The organism is Fructilactobacillus sp. X2R1C3 (assembly GCF_059901425.1).
In genome coordinates, this window is the sequence record NZ_JBWXUW010000003.1 from 14,714 (window position 1) to 31,123 (window position 16,410).

18 protein-coding genes are annotated in these 16,410 nt (G+C 37.9%); 2 read left to right on the forward strand and 16 right to left on the reverse strand.

Annotated elements, in window-relative coordinates; translation table 11 throughout:
• Positions 1-74 precede the first annotated feature (74 nt).
• Positions 75-1,058, forward strand: coding sequence for a mechanosensitive ion channel family protein (locus tag AC6UDD_RS04035; protein WP_500718933.1), 984 nt, complete (start codon positions 75-77; stop codon positions 1,056-1,058).
• Between the two features lie 35 nt (positions 1,059-1,093).
• On the opposite strand, the gene AC6UDD_RS04040 is transcribed toward AC6UDD_RS04035, so the two are convergent.
• Both AC6UDD_RS04040 and murI read right to left on the reverse strand, forming a co-directional pair.
• The gene (locus AC6UDD_RS04040) at positions 1,094-1,684 is read right to left on the reverse strand and encodes an XTP/dITP diphosphatase (protein WP_500718936.1); all 591 of its coding nucleotides are present in this window, start codon (positions 1,682-1,684) and stop codon (positions 1,094-1,096) included.
• Complete coding sequence (gene murI / locus AC6UDD_RS04045; RefSeq protein ID WP_500718937.1) at positions 1,684-2,493, reverse strand: glutamate racemase; 810 nt, start codon at positions 2,491-2,493, stop codon at positions 1,684-1,686. The genes AC6UDD_RS04040 and murI overlap by 1 nt, the downstream gene beginning before the upstream one ends.
• A gap of 136 nt (positions 2,494-2,629) precedes the next feature.
• Here murI and AC6UDD_RS04050 point away from each other — a divergent pair, with 136 nt between their 5' ends.
• Positions 2,630-3,100 carry a YslB family protein gene (locus tag AC6UDD_RS04050; RefSeq protein ID WP_500718939.1) on the forward strand — a complete coding sequence of 157 codons (471 nt, stop codon included), beginning with the start codon at positions 2,630-2,632 and terminating at the stop codon, positions 3,098-3,100.
• A gap of 24 nt (positions 3,101-3,124) precedes the next feature.
• On the opposite strand, the gene trxA is transcribed toward AC6UDD_RS04050, so the two are convergent.
• The 14 genes from trxA to ruvA form a co-directional block, all read right to left on the reverse strand.
• Positions 3,125-3,445 carry a thioredoxin gene (gene trxA, locus AC6UDD_RS04055; protein WP_500718941.1) on the reverse strand — a complete coding sequence of 107 codons (321 nt, stop codon included), beginning with the start codon at positions 3,443-3,445 and terminating at the stop codon, positions 3,125-3,127.
• Positions 3,446-3,524: 79 nt separating this feature from the next.
• Positions 3,525-5,885 (reverse strand): endonuclease MutS2, encoded by a 2,361-nt coding sequence (locus AC6UDD_RS04060; RefSeq protein ID WP_500718943.1) that lies wholly within the window; start codon positions 5,883-5,885, stop codon positions 3,525-3,527.
• Between the two features lie 14 nt (positions 5,886-5,899).
• Entirely contained in the window at positions 5,900-6,394 is a 495-nt protein-coding gene (locus tag AC6UDD_RS04065) for a CvpA family protein (RefSeq protein WP_500718945.1), read from the reverse strand.
• Entirely contained in the window at positions 6,394-6,648 is a 255-nt protein-coding gene (locus AC6UDD_RS04070; RefSeq protein WP_500694396.1) for a cell division protein ZapA, read from the reverse strand. The genes AC6UDD_RS04065 and AC6UDD_RS04070 overlap by 1 nt, the downstream gene beginning before the upstream one ends.
• An 88-nt stretch (positions 6,649-6,736) precedes the next feature.
• Positions 6,737-7,045: a DUF1292 domain-containing protein gene (locus tag AC6UDD_RS04075; protein ID WP_500694395.1), complete on the reverse strand. Its 309-nt coding sequence runs from the start codon at positions 7,043-7,045 to the stop codon at positions 6,737-6,739.
• Between the two features lie 19 nt (positions 7,046-7,064).
• Positions 7,065-7,499: a Holliday junction resolvase RuvX gene (gene ruvX, locus AC6UDD_RS04080; RefSeq protein ID WP_500718947.1), complete on the reverse strand. Its 435-nt coding sequence runs from the start codon at positions 7,497-7,499 to the stop codon at positions 7,065-7,067.
• A complete protein-coding gene (locus AC6UDD_RS04085) occupies positions 7,499-7,780 on the reverse strand; it encodes an IreB family regulatory phosphoprotein (RefSeq protein WP_500718948.1) in 282 nt (93 codons plus the stop codon). Before AC6UDD_RS04085 ends, ruvX begins: the two co-directional genes overlap by 1 nt.
• Positions 7,781-7,834: 54 nt before the next feature.
• The gene (alaS, locus tag AC6UDD_RS04090) at positions 7,835-10,486 is read right to left on the reverse strand and encodes an alanine--tRNA ligase (RefSeq protein ID WP_500718950.1); all 2,652 of its coding nucleotides are present in this window, start codon (positions 10,484-10,486) and stop codon (positions 7,835-7,837) included.
• A 267-nt stretch (positions 10,487-10,753) separates the two neighbouring features.
• On the reverse strand, positions 10,754-12,115 hold the full coding sequence (locus AC6UDD_RS04095) for a DEAD/DEAH box helicase (protein ID WP_500718952.1): 1,362 nt from the start codon (positions 12,113-12,115) through the stop codon (positions 10,754-10,756).
• The gene (locus tag AC6UDD_RS04100; RefSeq protein ID WP_500718955.1) at positions 12,115-13,071 is read right to left on the reverse strand and encodes a DHH family phosphoesterase; all 957 of its coding nucleotides are present in this window, start codon (positions 13,069-13,071) and stop codon (positions 12,115-12,117) included. The genes AC6UDD_RS04095 and AC6UDD_RS04100 overlap by 1 nt, the downstream gene beginning before the upstream one ends.
• Positions 13,072-13,126: 55 nt before the next feature.
• The gene (gene dinB / locus AC6UDD_RS04105) at positions 13,127-14,272 is read right to left on the reverse strand and encodes a DNA polymerase IV (protein WP_500718957.1); all 1,146 of its coding nucleotides are present in this window, start codon (positions 14,270-14,272) and stop codon (positions 13,127-13,129) included.
• A 50-nt stretch (positions 14,273-14,322) separates the two neighbouring features.
• Positions 14,323-14,700 (reverse strand): preprotein translocase subunit YajC, encoded by a 378-nt coding sequence (gene yajC, locus AC6UDD_RS04110; protein WP_500706850.1) that lies wholly within the window; start codon positions 14,698-14,700, stop codon positions 14,323-14,325.
• Positions 14,701-14,763: 63 nt separating this feature from the next.
• Entirely contained in the window at positions 14,764-15,777 is a 1,014-nt protein-coding gene (ruvB, locus tag AC6UDD_RS04115) for a Holliday junction branch migration DNA helicase RuvB (protein WP_500699828.1), read from the reverse strand.
• A gap of 15 nt (positions 15,778-15,792) precedes the next feature.
• Positions 15,793-16,389, reverse strand: a complete 597-nt coding sequence (gene ruvA / locus AC6UDD_RS04120; RefSeq protein WP_500718960.1) for a Holliday junction branch migration protein RuvA — start codon at positions 16,387-16,389, stop codon at positions 15,793-15,795.
• Positions 16,390-16,410: the final 21 nt, after the last annotated feature.

Here is a 16,410-nt window from a genome sequence, read left to right on the forward strand (position 1 = left end):
AAAAAGCTTAATTTTATTTGGGTCTCGTCTCTGTTAAAATATTGATAATCGAAAAATTAGGAGTGGAGGACATTATGAACATATTTATCCAATTAGTGGCTAACGGAGCTAACGCTTCATCGGCCCTTAAATCAGGATCCGTTGAAAACGTAGCAAATCCATCGTTTTTAACTAAGTATTTTAGAAGTTTTGACTGGGCTAAAATATTCTCTAATCTTACTACCAAGATTATCAGTATTATCTTAGTTTCAATTTTATTCTTAATTATAATAAGAGTCGGAAGAAGATTTATTAAACACTATTTTAAAAAACGTCAAAATGATATCTCGCAAAAACAGGATAAATTACCCAAAATAACCGGGACGTCAGAACCAATTGCCGCAAGACGAAATAAAACGATGTACACCCTTACCACCAATATTTACTACTACACCGTCGTTTTCTTCTGGTTATATTCACTACTATCAATGATTGGAATTCCCGTTGGAACGTTGCTGGCAGGAGCCGGAATCTTTAGTTTGGCAATTGGACTTGGAGCTCAGGGATTCGTCAGTGATATTGTTAGTGGCTTTTTTATCCTAGCTGAGCATCAAATCGACGTGGGAGAACGTGTTATTATCAACAATATTGAGGGATACGTTAAGGCCGTTGGTCTTCGCACAACTCAAATTACAAGTATCAATGGAACCTTAAATTTCATCCCAAATCGTAGTATTACCACCGTCTCCAACCTTTCTCGTGGAGAAATGATGACCATCATTAATATTCGGATTACTCCTGAAACCCCCATCCACAAGGTCGAAGATATCATTGCTAAAGTTAACGAAGAAAAATGTCCGAATGACCCTGACATTGTTGGTAAACCAGTCATTTTTGGCACTAACTTCTTACAAGATGGTTCACTTGCGATTTCCGTTTTCTTACACACTAAGAATGAACGCGAATTCGACGTTAACGCTGAATATCTTGGAGCATACCTGACCGCTATTAATAAAGCCGGAATTAATCTTCCACTTTCACCTTTAGTGGTTCCAGAACCACCACAAAGCACAAACTAAAAAAGAGTCTATCACTAATCGTGATAGACTCTTTTTTACCACCAATCTTCAATTACATTGGTTAACTTACGCAAGGCATTACCACGCGCACTATACTGATTTTTTTGGTCGTCCGTTAACTCTGCCAAAGTTTTACCAACTTCAGGGAGATAGAAGAGAGGATCATAACCAAACCCATTTGTCCCTCTAGGAGTTTCTACAATCTGACCGTTAACTCTTCCTACAACCACTAGTTGTTTACCATCCGGTTTTCTCACAATCAATGTTGTATTAAAATGGGCGGAACGATCCTTTTGACCCGCCATGTTCTTTAACAATTTAGCCTTATTAGCTTCATCATTATGATCGCCAGCGTAACGCGCAGAGTGAACTCCAGGTGCTCCACCTAAGGCATCAACCACCAAACCTGAATCATCCGCTAACACCGGCAAATTTAAGTAGTTAGAGACGACTTTGGCCTTAATAGTCGCATTCTCTTCAAAGGTTGAGCCATTCTCGTCAATAGGTGGAACATCTTCAAAATCATTAATTGATTTGACGGTTAAGCCTAATTTTGAAAGCATCTCCGAAAACTCATTGATTTTACCAGGATTTTTTGAGGCAAGAACAATTTGATTATTTTTCATTAATATCTCTCCAATTGTTTAACAGGAATCAACTTAGCATCAATATCAGTGTGCAACCAATTTTTACCAACTTTATCAAATCTTTCAACATCGGCAGTAGTGTAAAAACGATCACTAGGCGATTCCACGTTTGCTAGCTCAGCCTTTTGTTTTAATTCATTTTTAACAGCATTAACCGTTTCATACCCAGGATTAACCAAAGTAACATCGGGACCCATCACATCCGCAATTAAATCCGCAATAATTGGAAAGTGAGTACAACCTAACACTAATGTATCAATGCCACTATCCTTAAACGGTTTCAAACCTTCAATAATCGTTTTCTTAGCAGTCGAGCTTTGATAATCACCACTTTCAACAAGTGGAATAAAATCTGGACACGCCACTTCTTTCACAGTGATATTAGGATCAATGCCTTTAATGGTATCTCGATAGGAGTGACTAGTAACCGTGCCCTTGGTTGCAATCACACCAATTTTTTGATTTTTAGTTTTTTTAACTGCAGCTAAGCTTCCCGGTTCAATAACTCCAATCACGGGAATTGGAAGGATCTTTCTCAAATACGAAAGAGCTGCTGCTGTGGCGGTGTTACAAGCAATCACCATCATCTTAGCGCCTTGATCAACAAAAAAATTCCCGATCTCAGCTGAGTATTTACGAACTTCCTCTGCGGTTTTTTCGCCGTATGGAAGTCGTGCTTCGTCTCCAAGATAAATCATGTTCTCATGTGGTAGTTTTGCAAGTGCCACTTTTGCAACTGTCATTCCACCAATTCCAGAATCCATATATGCTACTGGTGATGATTTCATATTATCCCTCCTATTAACTTCAAATCTAATTATGGCGTTTTTTTAAATTTAGTTCAAGTTGCCTTTCTCCTTTATTTCACGGTGTTCTATGATAAAATGTTATTTGTAAAGTATCTTTTTGGAAGAGGACTCTGATATGAATAAATACGAAAAGTTTCGCAAAGAACACTCTGATTCACCCTTTTGGGGAATCGAACTTTTAAGAGATAGTCTTTTACCAGATTTGTTGGATCAAGATATTCACGACATCCTATACTGGGCTGGCAAAGATCTTGCCACTAAGTTCCCACTAGCATCAAATGATGATCTTCAAGTATTCTTTAAACAAAGTCAGTTTGGTAATCTAGAACTTAAAAAGGAAAGTCTCAAAAAAATCAACTGGAAATTAGCTGGACCAGAAGTCGAAACTAGATTAAAGCTGAACAAGGATCCCGATTTTATGCTTGAGGCTGGCTTTTTAGCACAAACCAAACAGCAAATTGATCAAATCGCAACTGAATGCGAAGCAACCATTAAATTAAACAGTGTGAGCTTTACAGTTGTTTCTGATCCCAATGCTCCGGTTAACAATCCTAGTGATTTTAAGCCAATTAGCATCGCAAAATAAAAAAAGAGCCATTCGGCTCTTTTTTTATGCTGTATATGAAGACAACAATTTCTTTAACTGATCTTTTGAATGGAAGCCGACAATTTGATCGATAACCTTGCCATCCTTAAGTACCATCAAAGTTGGAATACTCATAATCCCAAATTCACGTGAAGTGTTTGGATTATCATCGACATTCATTTTAAAGAATTTAACCTTATCTGCTACTTCAGGATCCTCAGACAAGTCTTCAACTACTGGTGATTGCATCTTACATGGACCACACCATGGTGCCCAGAAATCAACAACTGAAATCCCATCGGCAGTGTCTTCTTTAAAGTTTGCATCATTAGTTTCATTAACCATAACATTTGCCTCCTTTAACTTCTTACTATGAGTAAGTATAAACACGTGTTGATTCAAATGCAACTAAATTGCATACAATCTACTTAAACTTGACAACAGTTGAGCCGTCCCCACCAGCATTTGCTGGTGAAAAACCAAATGCCTTAACGCGTCGATTGCGTTTTAGATAATTTATGACTCCCTTACGTAGAGCTCCGGTTCCTTTTCCATGAATGATGGTAACGGACGGATAACCAGCCAAAAGAGCGGAATCAATGTAACGATCTAGTTGTTGCATGGCTGATTCATACCTTTCACCACGAAGATCAAGCGTTGGTGAAATCCCACTTGAACGCGTTCGCCGTACACTAGGCGTGTGCTTTTTCGGCTTTGAAGTCTCTTTTTGAACCTTTTCAAGGTCAGACACTGAAACTTTCATCTTTAAAATTCCAAGTTGTACTTCCCAGTTATCTTTACCAATCTTATTAAGCAAAACGCCTCTTTGCCCATACGATTTGACCAGAACGTCATCACCCTCTTTAAAGTCATGTTTTGCTTTCTCGCGCTTCAAAACACGATTATGTTTAAGTTCTGGGTGCTGTTCAAGAGAATTAATCTTTCCTTTAGCATCGATTAATTCATTTTCTTTGACTGATTGTTTATTTTTACGCTGAAGCTGATGAAGATGATTAATAATTTCGTTAGCTTCTCGCCTTGTTTTTGAAACAATTTGATTAGCCTGACGTTTGGCATCATTAACCATCGTATCTTTATTATTATTAAACTTAGTGAGCTGCTCGTCTAACCTAGCGTGCAATTGTTCATTATCCGCAAGCTCCACTTTGAGTTTACGAGCACGTTCATCGGCAGCTTTGGTCTGTTTTGTTAGTTGCTTAATCATTTTATTGATATCTTGACTATTAGAATCCATTAGTGAACTAGCTTCAGAAATGATCGACTCATCCAATCCCAGTCGCTTAGCAATGTTTAAAGCATTACTCTGCCCTGGAACCCCCATCAATAGTCGATAAGTTGGCTCAAGAGTCTTCTCATCAAATTCCATTGAAGCGTTGATCGTTTCCGGCCGATTGTAGCCATACACTTTCAGTTCTGGATAATGAGTGGTGGCCAAGACTTCACTACCAGCTTCACCGATTTTATCTAAAATCGACATAGCTAGTGCCGCTCCTTCTTTAGGATCCGTTCCAGCACCTAGTTCATCAATCAAAATTAAGCTTCTCTTAGTAATGTGTTTTAAAATGTCAATCAAATTATCCATATGAGACGAGAAGGTACTAAGATTAGCCTCAATCGACTGTTCATCACCAATGTCAGCAAATACATTGTCAAAAACACCAATCTGACTACCTTCATTTGCCATTACAAAAATCCCAGACTGGGCCATTAACTGGTTTATCCCAAGCGTTTTGATGGTGATCGTCTTACCACCAGTATTCGGACCAGTAATAATAATTTGTCGAAAATCAGATCCAATTGAAATATCATTTCCAACAACCTTTTGCTGGTCAATTAACGGATGTCTAACATTTTTTAAATTAACATGATTATCCTTTGAAACACTTGGCTTAGTCGCATTCATCTGATCTGCAAACTTGGCCTTAGCATTGATCAAGTCAAAATGACCTAACTTAGAAGCATTTTCCATGAGTTCCTCTTGATAGGGTCTAATCATGTCAGACAATTCACCCAAAACTTTATGAACCTCTTTACGCTCGTCTAGTTGCGATCTTCTCAGATCGTTATTAGAAGAAACTACACTTTGAGGTTCAATGTACAAAGTCAATCCACTTGTACTTTGATCATGAACGATTCCACCAAATTTTTGTTTGTCTTCTGCCTTAACAGGAATAACATAACGACCATCTCGAACCGTGATGATTGGCTCACTCAAATACTTAGATTGTTTACCATGGATAAACTTATTCATGGTACTTTTAATGTTAGCTTCTAAGCGCGCAATTTCTTTTCTAATGGAACGCAACTGATTAGATGCGGAATCTAATACGCGCCCGTCTTCGTCAATTGACGTTTGAAGTCGTTTTGAAACTTCCGGAAGATCATTAAAATCTTTAGCTTCATCGTACAAAACATTTAAATCAATTTTATCATCCGCTAAATTATCAAAGAAAATTTTAACCCGCACACTTGCGAGTAAAACCGCACTAACTTGAGCCAACTCAGTCCCGTTTAAATCGGCATTAACCGCTAATCGTTTCATGTACGGAGTGATGTCATTTAACCTAGGAACTGGGATCATTTTGTTTAGGCGATAAATATGTGAACCGTCATCTGACTCATCCAATGAGTGAGAGACCACTTCATAATCACTACTTGGCCTCAATTGTTTTAATTCTCTTGATCCATTTTCAGTGGTTAGAAACTGACCTACCAACTGCTTCACTCTGTTATATTCTAATGTATCAAGTACTTTTTTGTTCATTTTTTCATCCCATTTTACCGATTTATCATTTGATTAAATAAGTGTGGAGAATTCATCGTGATCATCTGTGAGACGGTTGAATTTTGATATTCAGTATTCACCCAATTATTGTTGGTCAATAATAATCCATCAAGTATTAACATTATCACTAACAAACTAATGATTACACCAACAACTGCACCCAAGAGCGAATTCAGTTGTCTTAACACTGGCAGAGAAACAATCCGATTCAATAGATGTGAAACCCATCTTAAAATAACCGCCACTACTACAAAAGTTACCAAAAAAGATAGTCCCCGCCAAAACCCAGTATTGCTGTAAGCATGAGTCGCTAAAATCATATTAGAAGCGGCTCTTAAAAAATCAGCAACCGGAATCACATAAACAAACGCAATTATTGCGGCAATCAAATAACTAATAAAGCTGAATAACTCATTTACCAGTCCACGATGGTAACCATGAACAATCGAAAAGATTAGTATGATTATGATGATAATTGTAAATAACATTAGTCTTCGTCATCCTCCGCTTTATTGTTAATCTTATCAAGTTCTAATTGTTTTTTTAATTGATCAGAAATTGCATTAAACGCAATTAAAATGGCGGCATCTTCATCACTTACACCCTTGGAGATATTTTTTAACTGTGCCAACTGATTGTTTAAGATCCGCGCCGTTGTCTCCATGTGTTCATCCGAAGCATCCCCAATAAAAGTATATTCTTTCCCACCAATTTTAGTTTTAAATCTATTTTTACCAGCCAAAGTAAAACCTCCCGCAATGCTTCCATTTTATCATGAAAATCCTTTAAATTAATTAAAAAAAGGATGCTGGATTTCCAGCATCACTTAATTATTTTTGATCTTGTCCTGATTGAAGGAAGGTATCAAGCATTTCTTGAACCATTTCCCACTCATTGTCATCTTCAATTGGCTCTAGTTCTCCACCACTTGGATTAGCAGGATCATCATCCTTTGGCAATGCATAAGCTTCAATGTCTACTTCATCGTTATCATCATCTGTTGCTGGATAAATAAAAATATAGGAACGATTGTAATCATCAGATGAGAAGGTAAATAAAATGTTATACAAACTTTCTTTTCCATCTTCATCGACAAGCGTAACTTGTTCTTGTTGGTTGTTCTCGTTTTCTTTACTCATATTAGTTCCTCTTTTCTAATTAGAAATTACATAACTTACCCTTACGATCAAGATAACTCTGTAAAATCAATTCAGCCGCAACCTTATCAATAACTTTTTTTCGTTTTGCTCTTGAAACATCAGCTTGCTCAATTAGCATTCGTTCAGCTTCAACAGTGGTGAGTCGTTCATCTTCAAAATCGACTGGCAGATTAAAATTTTTCTTTATCAAATCTCCATAATTTTTCGAAGCTTCTACTCTTGGACCAGAAGTATTATTCATATTCTTAGGTAGTCCAATGACAACACCTTTGACATCATATTTTTGGATTAATTCCTTAATTCGTTTTAACCCAAACTCTTTTTCATCTTCGTTGATTTTAACGATTTCGATTCCTTGAGATGTCCACCCTAAAGCATCGCTCATGGCTACACCAACGGTTCTCGATCCTACATCTAATCCCATTAATCTCACTAATCTGACGTCCCATCCATTGATGGTGTTCTACCCTTCAAATATGAATGTAAAAGCACATCAATTATTTCTTCTCTATCGTAATGACACATTAGGGTCCGCGCATTATTCAATTTTGGAAGATATGCTGGATCGCCAGATGTTAAATAACCAACTAATTGAACATAAGGATCATAGCCCTTTTCAATTAAGGCTTGGTAAACAGTCGCCAGCGTCTTATGAATATCTAGATTCGACTTATCTTTAAATAATGAAATGTCTTCTTGTTTATGCTCCATCATAGATCCCTCCCCTACAAAAAAGATAATACACGACTAATTTTCAAATAACAACTATTACTTATGTTCCTTGATCCAGGTCTTGGCAGCTTTTAAAGCATCATCAATACCAGCTGGATTTTTACCACCAGCTTGGGCCATGTTAGGACGACCGCCTCCACCACCGTTGATATTTTTAGAAATTGATTTAATTAAATCACCAGCTTTAATTCCAGCCTTCACTTGATCCTCACTAACTGCAACTAATAAATTAGCTTTGTCATCAGTACCAGTCCCAAGAACAAGAACGTCTGAAGCATTTTTATCTCTCCAAGTATCAGCTAATTCTCTTAGTTGACTCATATTAGCATTTTTTAAGTGTCCTGCAATCAAAGTGACTCCGTTAACGTTCTGAACATCATTAAAAATGTCTGCGGCTTCCTGGTTAGCTAGCTTAGTTTCAAGTGATTCTTGTCGACTTTCCAAATCTTTAATTTGGCCTTGTAATTGTTTAACACGGCCAGGAATTTCATCGGTTGTTGGCGACTTAACCGTCTTTCCAATTTCCTTTAACATTCGTTCCTCATCATTTAAAAGATTAAAAGCATCTTTAGAGGTAACAGCTTCAATTCTTCTGACTCCAGATCCAACTCCGGTCTCAGAGACAATCTTAAATAATCCCAACTGACTGGTATTTTTAGCATGATCGCCACCACAAAACTCAATTGAAAAATCATCAATCTTTACTACTCGTACTTCATCGCCATACTTCGCGTCAAAAAGCGCAATAGCGCCCATTTCTTTCCCGGTCTTCTGGTCGGTTACAACGGTTTGAACGGGAATGGCAGCAAAAATCTTTTGATTGACCATGTTTTCAACTTTTTGTAGTTCAGCGTCAGTTACCTGCCCAAAATGGGTAAAGTCAAAGCGAAGATAATCAGGCCGAACTAGTGAGCCAGCTTGTTGGGTATGACCACCAAGAACATTTCTTAGTGACTGATCTAATAGATGCGTTGCCGTATGGTTATTCTCAACCCGATCATGGAAATCGCGGTCAACAACTAACTTGTACTTCTCACCCTTCTTCATATCACCAGTAACTTTAACAGTATGAAGATTTTGACCATTTGGAGCCTTTTGAACATCCTCAACTTCAGCCACTTCATCACCGTTTTGATTATAAATCTTACCACTATCAGCTACTTGACCACCCATTTCAGCATAGAATGGCGTTTTATCAAAAATTAATTCAGCTTCCTTTTGGGTCGGTGTGATCCTATTTATCAGCTTTTCATCAAAAATAATATCATTAAGTTTAGCAGCATCAACGGTTAGTCGATCGTATCCCACGTATTCACTAGGAGTCTTAATATCAAGTAACAAATCTCGTTGAACTTTCATCGATTTCTTCGACCCACGAGCATTTCTTGCCCGGTCTTGTTGCTTTTGCATTTCAACATCAAAGCCAGTTTCATCCACTTTAACTCCTTCGTTACCAGCATATTCCTCGGTAAGTTCAAGGGGAAAACCATAAGTATCGTAGAGTTTGAAGGCTTCTTTGCCAGAAATTTCATTTTTAGAATTGGTCTTAGTCTCAGAAATAAGGTTATTGAGCAGTTGTAAGCCATCGCTTAGCGTGGTGTTAAAACGCTCTTCCTCATTTTTAACGATCTTTTGAATATAGTCACTCTGTTCGAGAACATCGGGGTAATAAGATTGCATGATTTGACCAACAACGGGAACCAGTTTATACAAGAAGGCATCATTAATGCCTAATTCGTGTCCATTAACAGTTGCTCGTCTAATAAGGCGTCTAATGACGTAACCTCTTCCCTCATTTGAGGGAAGGGCCCCATCACCAATGGCAAAGGTAATTGCCCGAATGTGATCAGCAATGACCTTAAAGGGGATGTCATCTTTCCGATTACCATCATACTTCTTACCATCACTTAATTCCTCAGTCTTCTTGATAATTGGCATAAATAAATCGGTTTCAAAGTTCGTTGGTGCATCTTGGAAAATTGATACAACCCGTTCAAGTCCCATTCCAGTATCAATGTTTTTTCTGGGAAGTGGTTCATAGGTTCCCTCAGGAGTGTGATTAAACTGAGAAAACACAATATTCCAAACCTCCAAATATCGTTCATTTTCGCCGCCAGGATAATTTTCGGGATCATCAGGTGCTAAGTTATCGTACTTTTCACCCCGATCATAAAAAATTTCCGAATCAGGACCTGAGGGACCTTGACCAATGTCCCAAAAATTGTCTTTTGCTTCAACAATATGATCAGGCGCAATCCCAACCTTTTTCCATAATTTCTTCGTTTCTTTGTCATCAGGATAAACGGTGACGTATAAGTTATTTGGATCCCATCCAAACCACTTCGGACTAGTCAATAACTCGTATGCCCACGGAATGACTTCTTTTTTAAAATAATCACCAACCGAAAAATTACCAAGCATTTCAAACAAAGTTTGGTGTCTCGCCGTCTTACCAACGTTCTCAATATCATTAGTTCTAATACTCTTCTGCGAACTAGTTAATCGTGGATTACTTGGAACCTCCGATCCATCAAAGTACTTTTTCATGGTAGCAACCCCAGAATTAATCCAAAGTAAAGTAGGATCATCCTTTGGGACTAGCGAAGCACTTGGTTCCACGGTATGCCCCTTCTCTTTGAAAAAATCAAGAAACATTTGACGAACTTGACTACTGCTTAGCTTTTTCATGATATCCTCCATAATAATAAAAAATAAAAAATAAAAAACACCCTTGCTAGCAAAGACGCCGGGACGCGGTACCACTTTACTTGCAACGATGTTGTCATTACCTCTTTAGTCCCTATAACGTGGGAAACGATTTACTGTTTGGTAGCATCAAAATAACTAAGTACGGTTTGTTTTCATTTTTCAAACCTTCCTGTAGTACCTCACTAATTTGACATATCCAATTAAACTAAATTATATCCAGAAAATAAACTAGTGTCAATTAGACTCTTACTGATAGCGTTGCGAACTACGCTTCTTTTGCTTCTTTCGTGCTCGAATTTGATTTCTGACTTCAATTTTACGGTCTTCATCACTTTTTTGTTTGATAGCACGGCGAATCTTCTTTTTGTATCCTGGTTTAACGTTTTTCTTCTTTTTCTTAATCAACCCAATCATAGTAGGATCCAATTTATTTTGGGGCTCACGACGTTTTGCTCGCCGTCTTCTATCGTAAGTATCAACTACTTCTCCATGCTTAATTTCTTTAGGTGTAAATTTGATCCCCATTTTCTCCAATTCAGAGATCTTTTGTTCCTCACCTGGTGCATATAGAGTGATGGCGGTCCCTTTCATCCCATTTCGACCGGTTCTTCCAACTCGGTGAATAAAATATTCTAGATCAGTTGGAATGTCATCATTAATAACATGAGAGACTCCTGAAATATCAATTCCACGGGCCGCTAGATCAGACGCCACCACGAATTGATAATCAAGGTTTTGAATCTGCTTCATAACCCGCTTTCTAACTCGTGGTTGCATTCCTCCATGAATTTCAGCAACTTTTAATCCACGTTGTTTTAGATAATCATAGATTTCATCTACTCGCTCACGTGTATTCGCAAAAATAAGTACCAAATACGGCTCACCCATTGTGATCAGCTGATAAATTAAATCATTTTTATCTTTTCCCTTAGTCGAAATCAACCAGTTAGAAACATCCTGATTGATAACCGTTTTGGTGGGAATATCATTCATGACCGGATTTTTCATGTACTTTTTCAGAAATGGCCTTAACTTTGGTGGAACAGTGGCAGAAAACACCATCATCTGTAAATCCTCGGCCATTTTAGAAGCAATCTTGTCAATTGTATCTAAAAACCCCAAGTCTAGAGTCATGTCGGCTTCATCAATTACTAATTGACGAGCACGATGGATTTCAAGATCACCATTTTTAACAAGATCCCAGATTCGACCCGGAGTGCCAATCACTACTTGTGGTTGTTCATGCTCAAGCTTTGAAACTTGGCGTTCCTTATCAGTTCCTCCAACATAATTTCCAATGTGAATGGTTTTATCAGAGAATTTAGCAATCTGTTTTGCATTGTCATAAATTTGGTATGCTAGTTCCCTACTGGGGGTTGTAACTACAACCTGAACATCCTCTTTATTAAGATCTAAACCATCAAAAATGGGCAAAAGAAATGCATGAGTTTTTCCACTACCAGTAGCAGACTTACCAATCACACTTTTGCCATGTTTAATGGTTGGAATTACCTTAGTTTGGATTGGAGTAGGATTATGAAATCCCAGGTCCTGAATGGCATCACTAATGAAAGGTTGAAAATGATAATCTTTAAATGAAGCTCCCATTAATTGTTCTCCTTTTTGTATTGTTTCACAATTTCTCCCAGCTGCTTAACAACTTGTTTAATCTCATCCTCATCAGCAGCTTTAGCACCACTTGCAAGCGCATGACCACCACCATTGTGTTCTTTAGCCAATTCATTAATGGATGGTCCTTTAGAACGCAATCGAATGCGATAATTTCCCTCTTTTTGTTGGACAAAGATTGCCCAAGAAACCACAGTGCCAATGTTACCTGGTAACGGAACCACTGATGACGTACTATCATCACCTAAGTCAAGATCCTTTATTACTTCATTAGTCAGAACTACATAAGCAGCCCCATTGTCATCAATCTTTAAATTATTGTATACATAAGCAGCCAAACGAGCTTGGGCAGTATCAATTTCATCTTCAATTTGGGCCACGTCGGTAATCGAAAAATCGTACTGGTCTAATTTGCCCGCCACCTCAAAAGTATGCGATGAAGTCGATGAATACTTAAACCTACCGGTATCTCCTATGATTCCAGCATACAATAAACGAGCTGCATCATCTGTCATCTTTAAATCATCATTAGCAGCAAATAAGTCATAAACCAATTCGGAAGTGCTTGATGCTTCTGGTTTCACCCACATCAAGTCCCCAAATTGATCGTCATTTGGATGATGATCAATTTTAATTAAATATTTTCCCTTTGTGTAACGATCATCATCAACTCGTGGCTGATTAGCAGTATCAACAACAATCACTAAGGCATTCTTGTAATCATCGTCACTTGCCTCGGTAACTTTTCCTAGCCAATCAAAGCCTTGATACTGTTTCCCAACGGTTAAAACCTTTTTATTCGGATAAGATGCCTTAATAATGCTAGCCAACCCAATTTGAGAACCAACCGCATCTGGATCAGGACTCTGATGTCTGTGAATAATAATCGTTGGGTATTCCTTGATTTTTTCGTTAATTTGCTGCTTTGTATTCATTAAAATAGCCTCTAATAATCTTAATTATTTAACAGTTAAGTATAACCCACAAACACTATAATTCAAAGTGAGGATCTGAATACAAGGGAAGCTTAATGTTTTGAAACCCTAAGTCTGAAAGATTAGTAAGTGTAATTCCCAACAATCGAATGCCATTAGCGGCATCAGGAAGCAAATCAAAAAGTTCCATTGCCAAATCATAAAAAAGACGGGCATCGTTTTCCATAAAATCATTCCACGAAACCCTTTTGGTTAACGTAGTAAAGTCACTGTACCTGACCTTTAGGACTAAAACTTTTCCATGTTTCTCATGCTGATTTAACGATCGCTCCACCATCTCAGAAATCTTATGAAGTTGTGACTCCACTTCCTGTCGACTTTTAAGCTCAGGACCATAAGTTCTTTCTTTTCCAATTGATTTGCGCTCTCTTTGATACTCAACTGGTCGATCATCGGATCCGCGAACTCGACGATACAAAAAATAGCCAAACTTACCAAAATTCTTGATAAGATCCATCTCTGATTGTTGGTATAAATCATAGCCATTTTGGATGTTTAATCGTTGCATTTTTTGAAGCGTCTTTTCCCCAACACCCCGATAACGTTCAATGGGAAGTTTCATCAAAAATTCGTGACTATCTTCTACATCGATCACCGAAACGCCAGCAGGTTTCCGGTAATCAGAAGCCTCCTTGGCTAAAAACTTATTGTAAGAAATCCCGGTGGAAGAAGTTAGATGAGTCTTTTCCCATATTTCACTTTGAATCAAATGAGCAATCAGTACCGGATTGTCAATTCCCTTTTTATTATCTGAGATGTCAAGGTAAGCTTCATCAAGCGCAACGGTTTCAATTCGGTCGGTATATTCATGAAAAATTGCATGAATTTGATGCGAGACGCTTCGATACAATTCAAATTCTGGTGCCTTAAAAATTCCCTTAGGACACAATTCAAGTGCTTTACTAGCGGGCATTGCTGAATGAACGCCAAACTTTCTAGCTGGGTAATTAGCAGTGGTCACTACTCCACGACCCCCAGTCGTCCTTGGGTCTTTAGAAATGATGAGTGGTTGATCAACAAATTCAGGATGCTCACGCTGCTCAATTGAGGCAAAAAAAGCATCCATATCAACATGTAAAATCCGACGTGAATGATTGATTTGAATTGATTCTTCCAAGAGTCCACCTTCTGTCCCGAACATACGTTCTTGTTCATCCAATAAAAAAGATCGGACACCTCCGACCTTCTTTATTAAGCGTTGTCATCATTTGAATTATTACTTACATCCGATGCTTTTTCTGATTCGTCTTTTTTAGAAGTATCCTTCTTCTTTGAATCATCTGAAGCACTATCTTCTCCTGGACGACTTGCACTTGCAATCGCGTTGAGGTCAAATACTAAATAAAGACCATCACAGTCTAAAGTAACCGTTCGCTTTTCGTTATTAATTTGATCAACAATTCCATGAAGTCTGCCAATGGTAACCACATGATCACCCTTACGCAAGTTCTTCAAAGTGTTTTGATGCTTTTGTTGTTGCTTCTTTTGTGGTCTGATCATCATAAAATACATTAAAACGAACAAAAGAATTAATACAATAATTCCAGCATATTGTGATATATTCTGCATTTTTTCACCTCATTCTTTGTTTAACAATAGCTTACCAAATTGTCGATAAAATTTCCAATTAATTTAATTAGCTTCAGGATATTTCCGGCCTAAATGTTTATAGCCAGCTCTTGTTACCATTCGTCCTCGAGCAGTCCGCTTGAGATATCCAATCTGTAACAAATATGGTTCATACATCTCAGAAATTGTTTCCGATTCTTCACCGATATTGGCAGCCAAAGTGTTTAATCCAACTGGACCACCGTCGTAAAAGTCGATCATCGTTGAAAGCAAATTGAGATCAGTTCGATCTAATCCATTCTTATCAACGCCTAAGGCATTAAGTGCGGTGTCAACGTTATCAACATCAATCTCATCATGATTGGCCACCTGGGCAAAATCTCGCACTCGTTTTAACAATCGATTAGCAACTCGAGGAGTTCCTCTGGAGCGCAGCGCAATTTCGTGAGCACCATCTTCTTTAATCTTACTATGAAAGATTTTAGCTGAACGTTTCACAATCTTTTCTAAATCACGATCATTATAGTAATTCATCCGTTCAACAATACCAAACCGATCTCTAAATGGTGAATCAAGCAACCCAGCCCTTGTGGTAGCTCCGATCAGCGTAAACGGTGGTAATTCAAAGTGAACGGGATGCTTGGTTGAATCGTCATTTCCAATGATAATATCAACATAGTAGTCTTCCATCGCGGAGTATAACATCTCTTCAACTTCTTTAGGTAAACGATGAATTTCATCAATAAAAAGGATATCACCAGGTTTTAATTCGTTTAAAAGAGCCACCAAATCACCTTTTTTTTCAATGGCGGGACCGGTGGTTGTCTTCATATCAACACCCATCTCATTTGCAATCACGTTTGCTAATGTGGTCTTCCCAAGACCAGGTGGTCCATACAGTAAGACATGATCAAGCGATTCTTCTCGCTGCCTAGCGGCTTGAATGTAAATCTTAAGTTTCTTTTTTAAGTCATCCTGACCGATATACTGATCAAAACTTTGGGGCCGAAGTGACATTTCAAAAGAATCATCGTTTTCATCATCACTTGATCCAGAAACTATTCGATCATCTGCCATTAACTTCCTCCTAATCTACTTAGTCAATAGTTTGAGACCTGAACTAATGTATTGGTCAGTCGTATAGTCTGCTTCTATTTTCTGTAATTTTGTTTTAACCTTATCAACCTCACGTTGCTTAAAGCCAAGAGCTTGTAAAGCACTCAGTGCATCGTCTAACTGCTTATTTCCCGTGTCTTCAACGTCATTTACCGAAACACTACCAACAAATACGTCATTAGATGTAATCTTATCTTTTAGGTCCAAAACAATTTGTTGAGCAGTCTTTTTCCCAATTCCCGGAAACTTAGTTAAGTATTTAATGTTGCCAGCATTAATAGCACTAATTAAACCATTACTGTCATTACCAGCCATAATTGCCAAGGCACTTTTTGATCCAATCCCTGAAACATTCAATAATTGTTCAAAAAGTTGTTTATCCGCTAACGAAATAAATCCATATAGTGCGATCCCATTGTCTGAAACCGACTGGTGGACATAAACTCGCACTTGTTGGTCAGTACCATAGTGATAAGGATTAGCTACATAAACCAAGTAACCAACCCCATCAACGTCTAAAACAATGTACTTGGGGGTCACATCCGTAATCATCCCGTATAAGTATTCATACATACAATCAACTCATTTCATATT

Excerpts from the sequence above, each read along its gene's own strand:
- AC6UDD_RS04035 (WP_500718933.1), top strand. The coding sequence starts at position 75 with ATGAACATATTTATCCAATTAGTGGCTAACGGAGCTAACGCTTCATCG.
- AC6UDD_RS04040 (WP_500718936.1), bottom strand. The coding sequence starts at position 1,684 with ATGAAAAATAATCAAATTGTTCTTGCCTCAAAAAATCCTGGTAAAATC.
- murI (WP_500718937.1), bottom strand. The coding sequence starts at position 2,493 with ATGAAATCATCACCAGTAGCATATATGGATTCTGGAATTGGTGGAATG.
- AC6UDD_RS04050 (WP_500718939.1), top strand. The coding sequence starts at position 2,630 with ATGAATAAATACGAAAAGTTTCGCAAAGAACACTCTGATTCACCCTTT.
- trxA (WP_500718941.1), bottom strand. The coding sequence starts at position 3,445 with ATGGTTAATGAAACTAATGATGCAAACTTTAAAGAAGACACTGCCGAT.
- AC6UDD_RS04060 (WP_500718943.1), bottom strand. The coding sequence starts at position 5,885 with ATGAACAAAAAAGTACTTGATACATTAGAATATAACAGAGTGAAGCAG.
- AC6UDD_RS04065 (WP_500718945.1), bottom strand. The coding sequence starts at position 6,394 with ATGTTATTTACAATTATCATCATAATCATACTAATCTTTTCGATTGTT.
- AC6UDD_RS04075 (WP_500694395.1), bottom strand. The coding sequence starts at position 7,045 with ATGAGTAAAGAAAACGAGAACAACCAACAAGAACAAGTTACGCTTGTC.
- AC6UDD_RS04085 (WP_500718948.1), bottom strand. The coding sequence starts at position 7,780 with ATGATGGAGCATAAACAAGAAGACATTTCATTATTTAAAGATAAGTCG.
- alaS (WP_500718950.1), bottom strand. The coding sequence starts at position 10,486 with ATGAAAAAGCTAAGCAGTAGTCAAGTTCGTCAAATGTTTCTTGATTTT.
- AC6UDD_RS04095 (WP_500718952.1), bottom strand. The coding sequence starts at position 12,115 with ATGGGAGCTTCATTTAAAGATTATCATTTTCAACCTTTCATTAGTGAT.
- AC6UDD_RS04100 (WP_500718955.1), bottom strand. The coding sequence starts at position 13,071 with ATGAATACAAAGCAGCAAATTAACGAAAAAATCAAGGAATACCCAACG.
- dinB (WP_500718957.1), bottom strand. The coding sequence starts at position 14,272 with ATGTTCGGGACAGAAGGTGGACTCTTGGAAGAATCAATTCAAATCAAT.
- yajC (WP_500706850.1), bottom strand. The coding sequence starts at position 14,700 with ATGCAGAATATATCACAATATGCTGGAATTATTGTATTAATTCTTTTG.
- ruvB (WP_500699828.1), bottom strand. The coding sequence starts at position 15,777 with ATGGCAGATGATCGAATAGTTTCTGGATCAAGTGATGATGAAAACGAT.
- ruvA (WP_500718960.1), bottom strand. The coding sequence starts at position 16,389 with ATGTATGAATACTTATACGGGATGATTACGGATGTGACCCCCAAGTAC.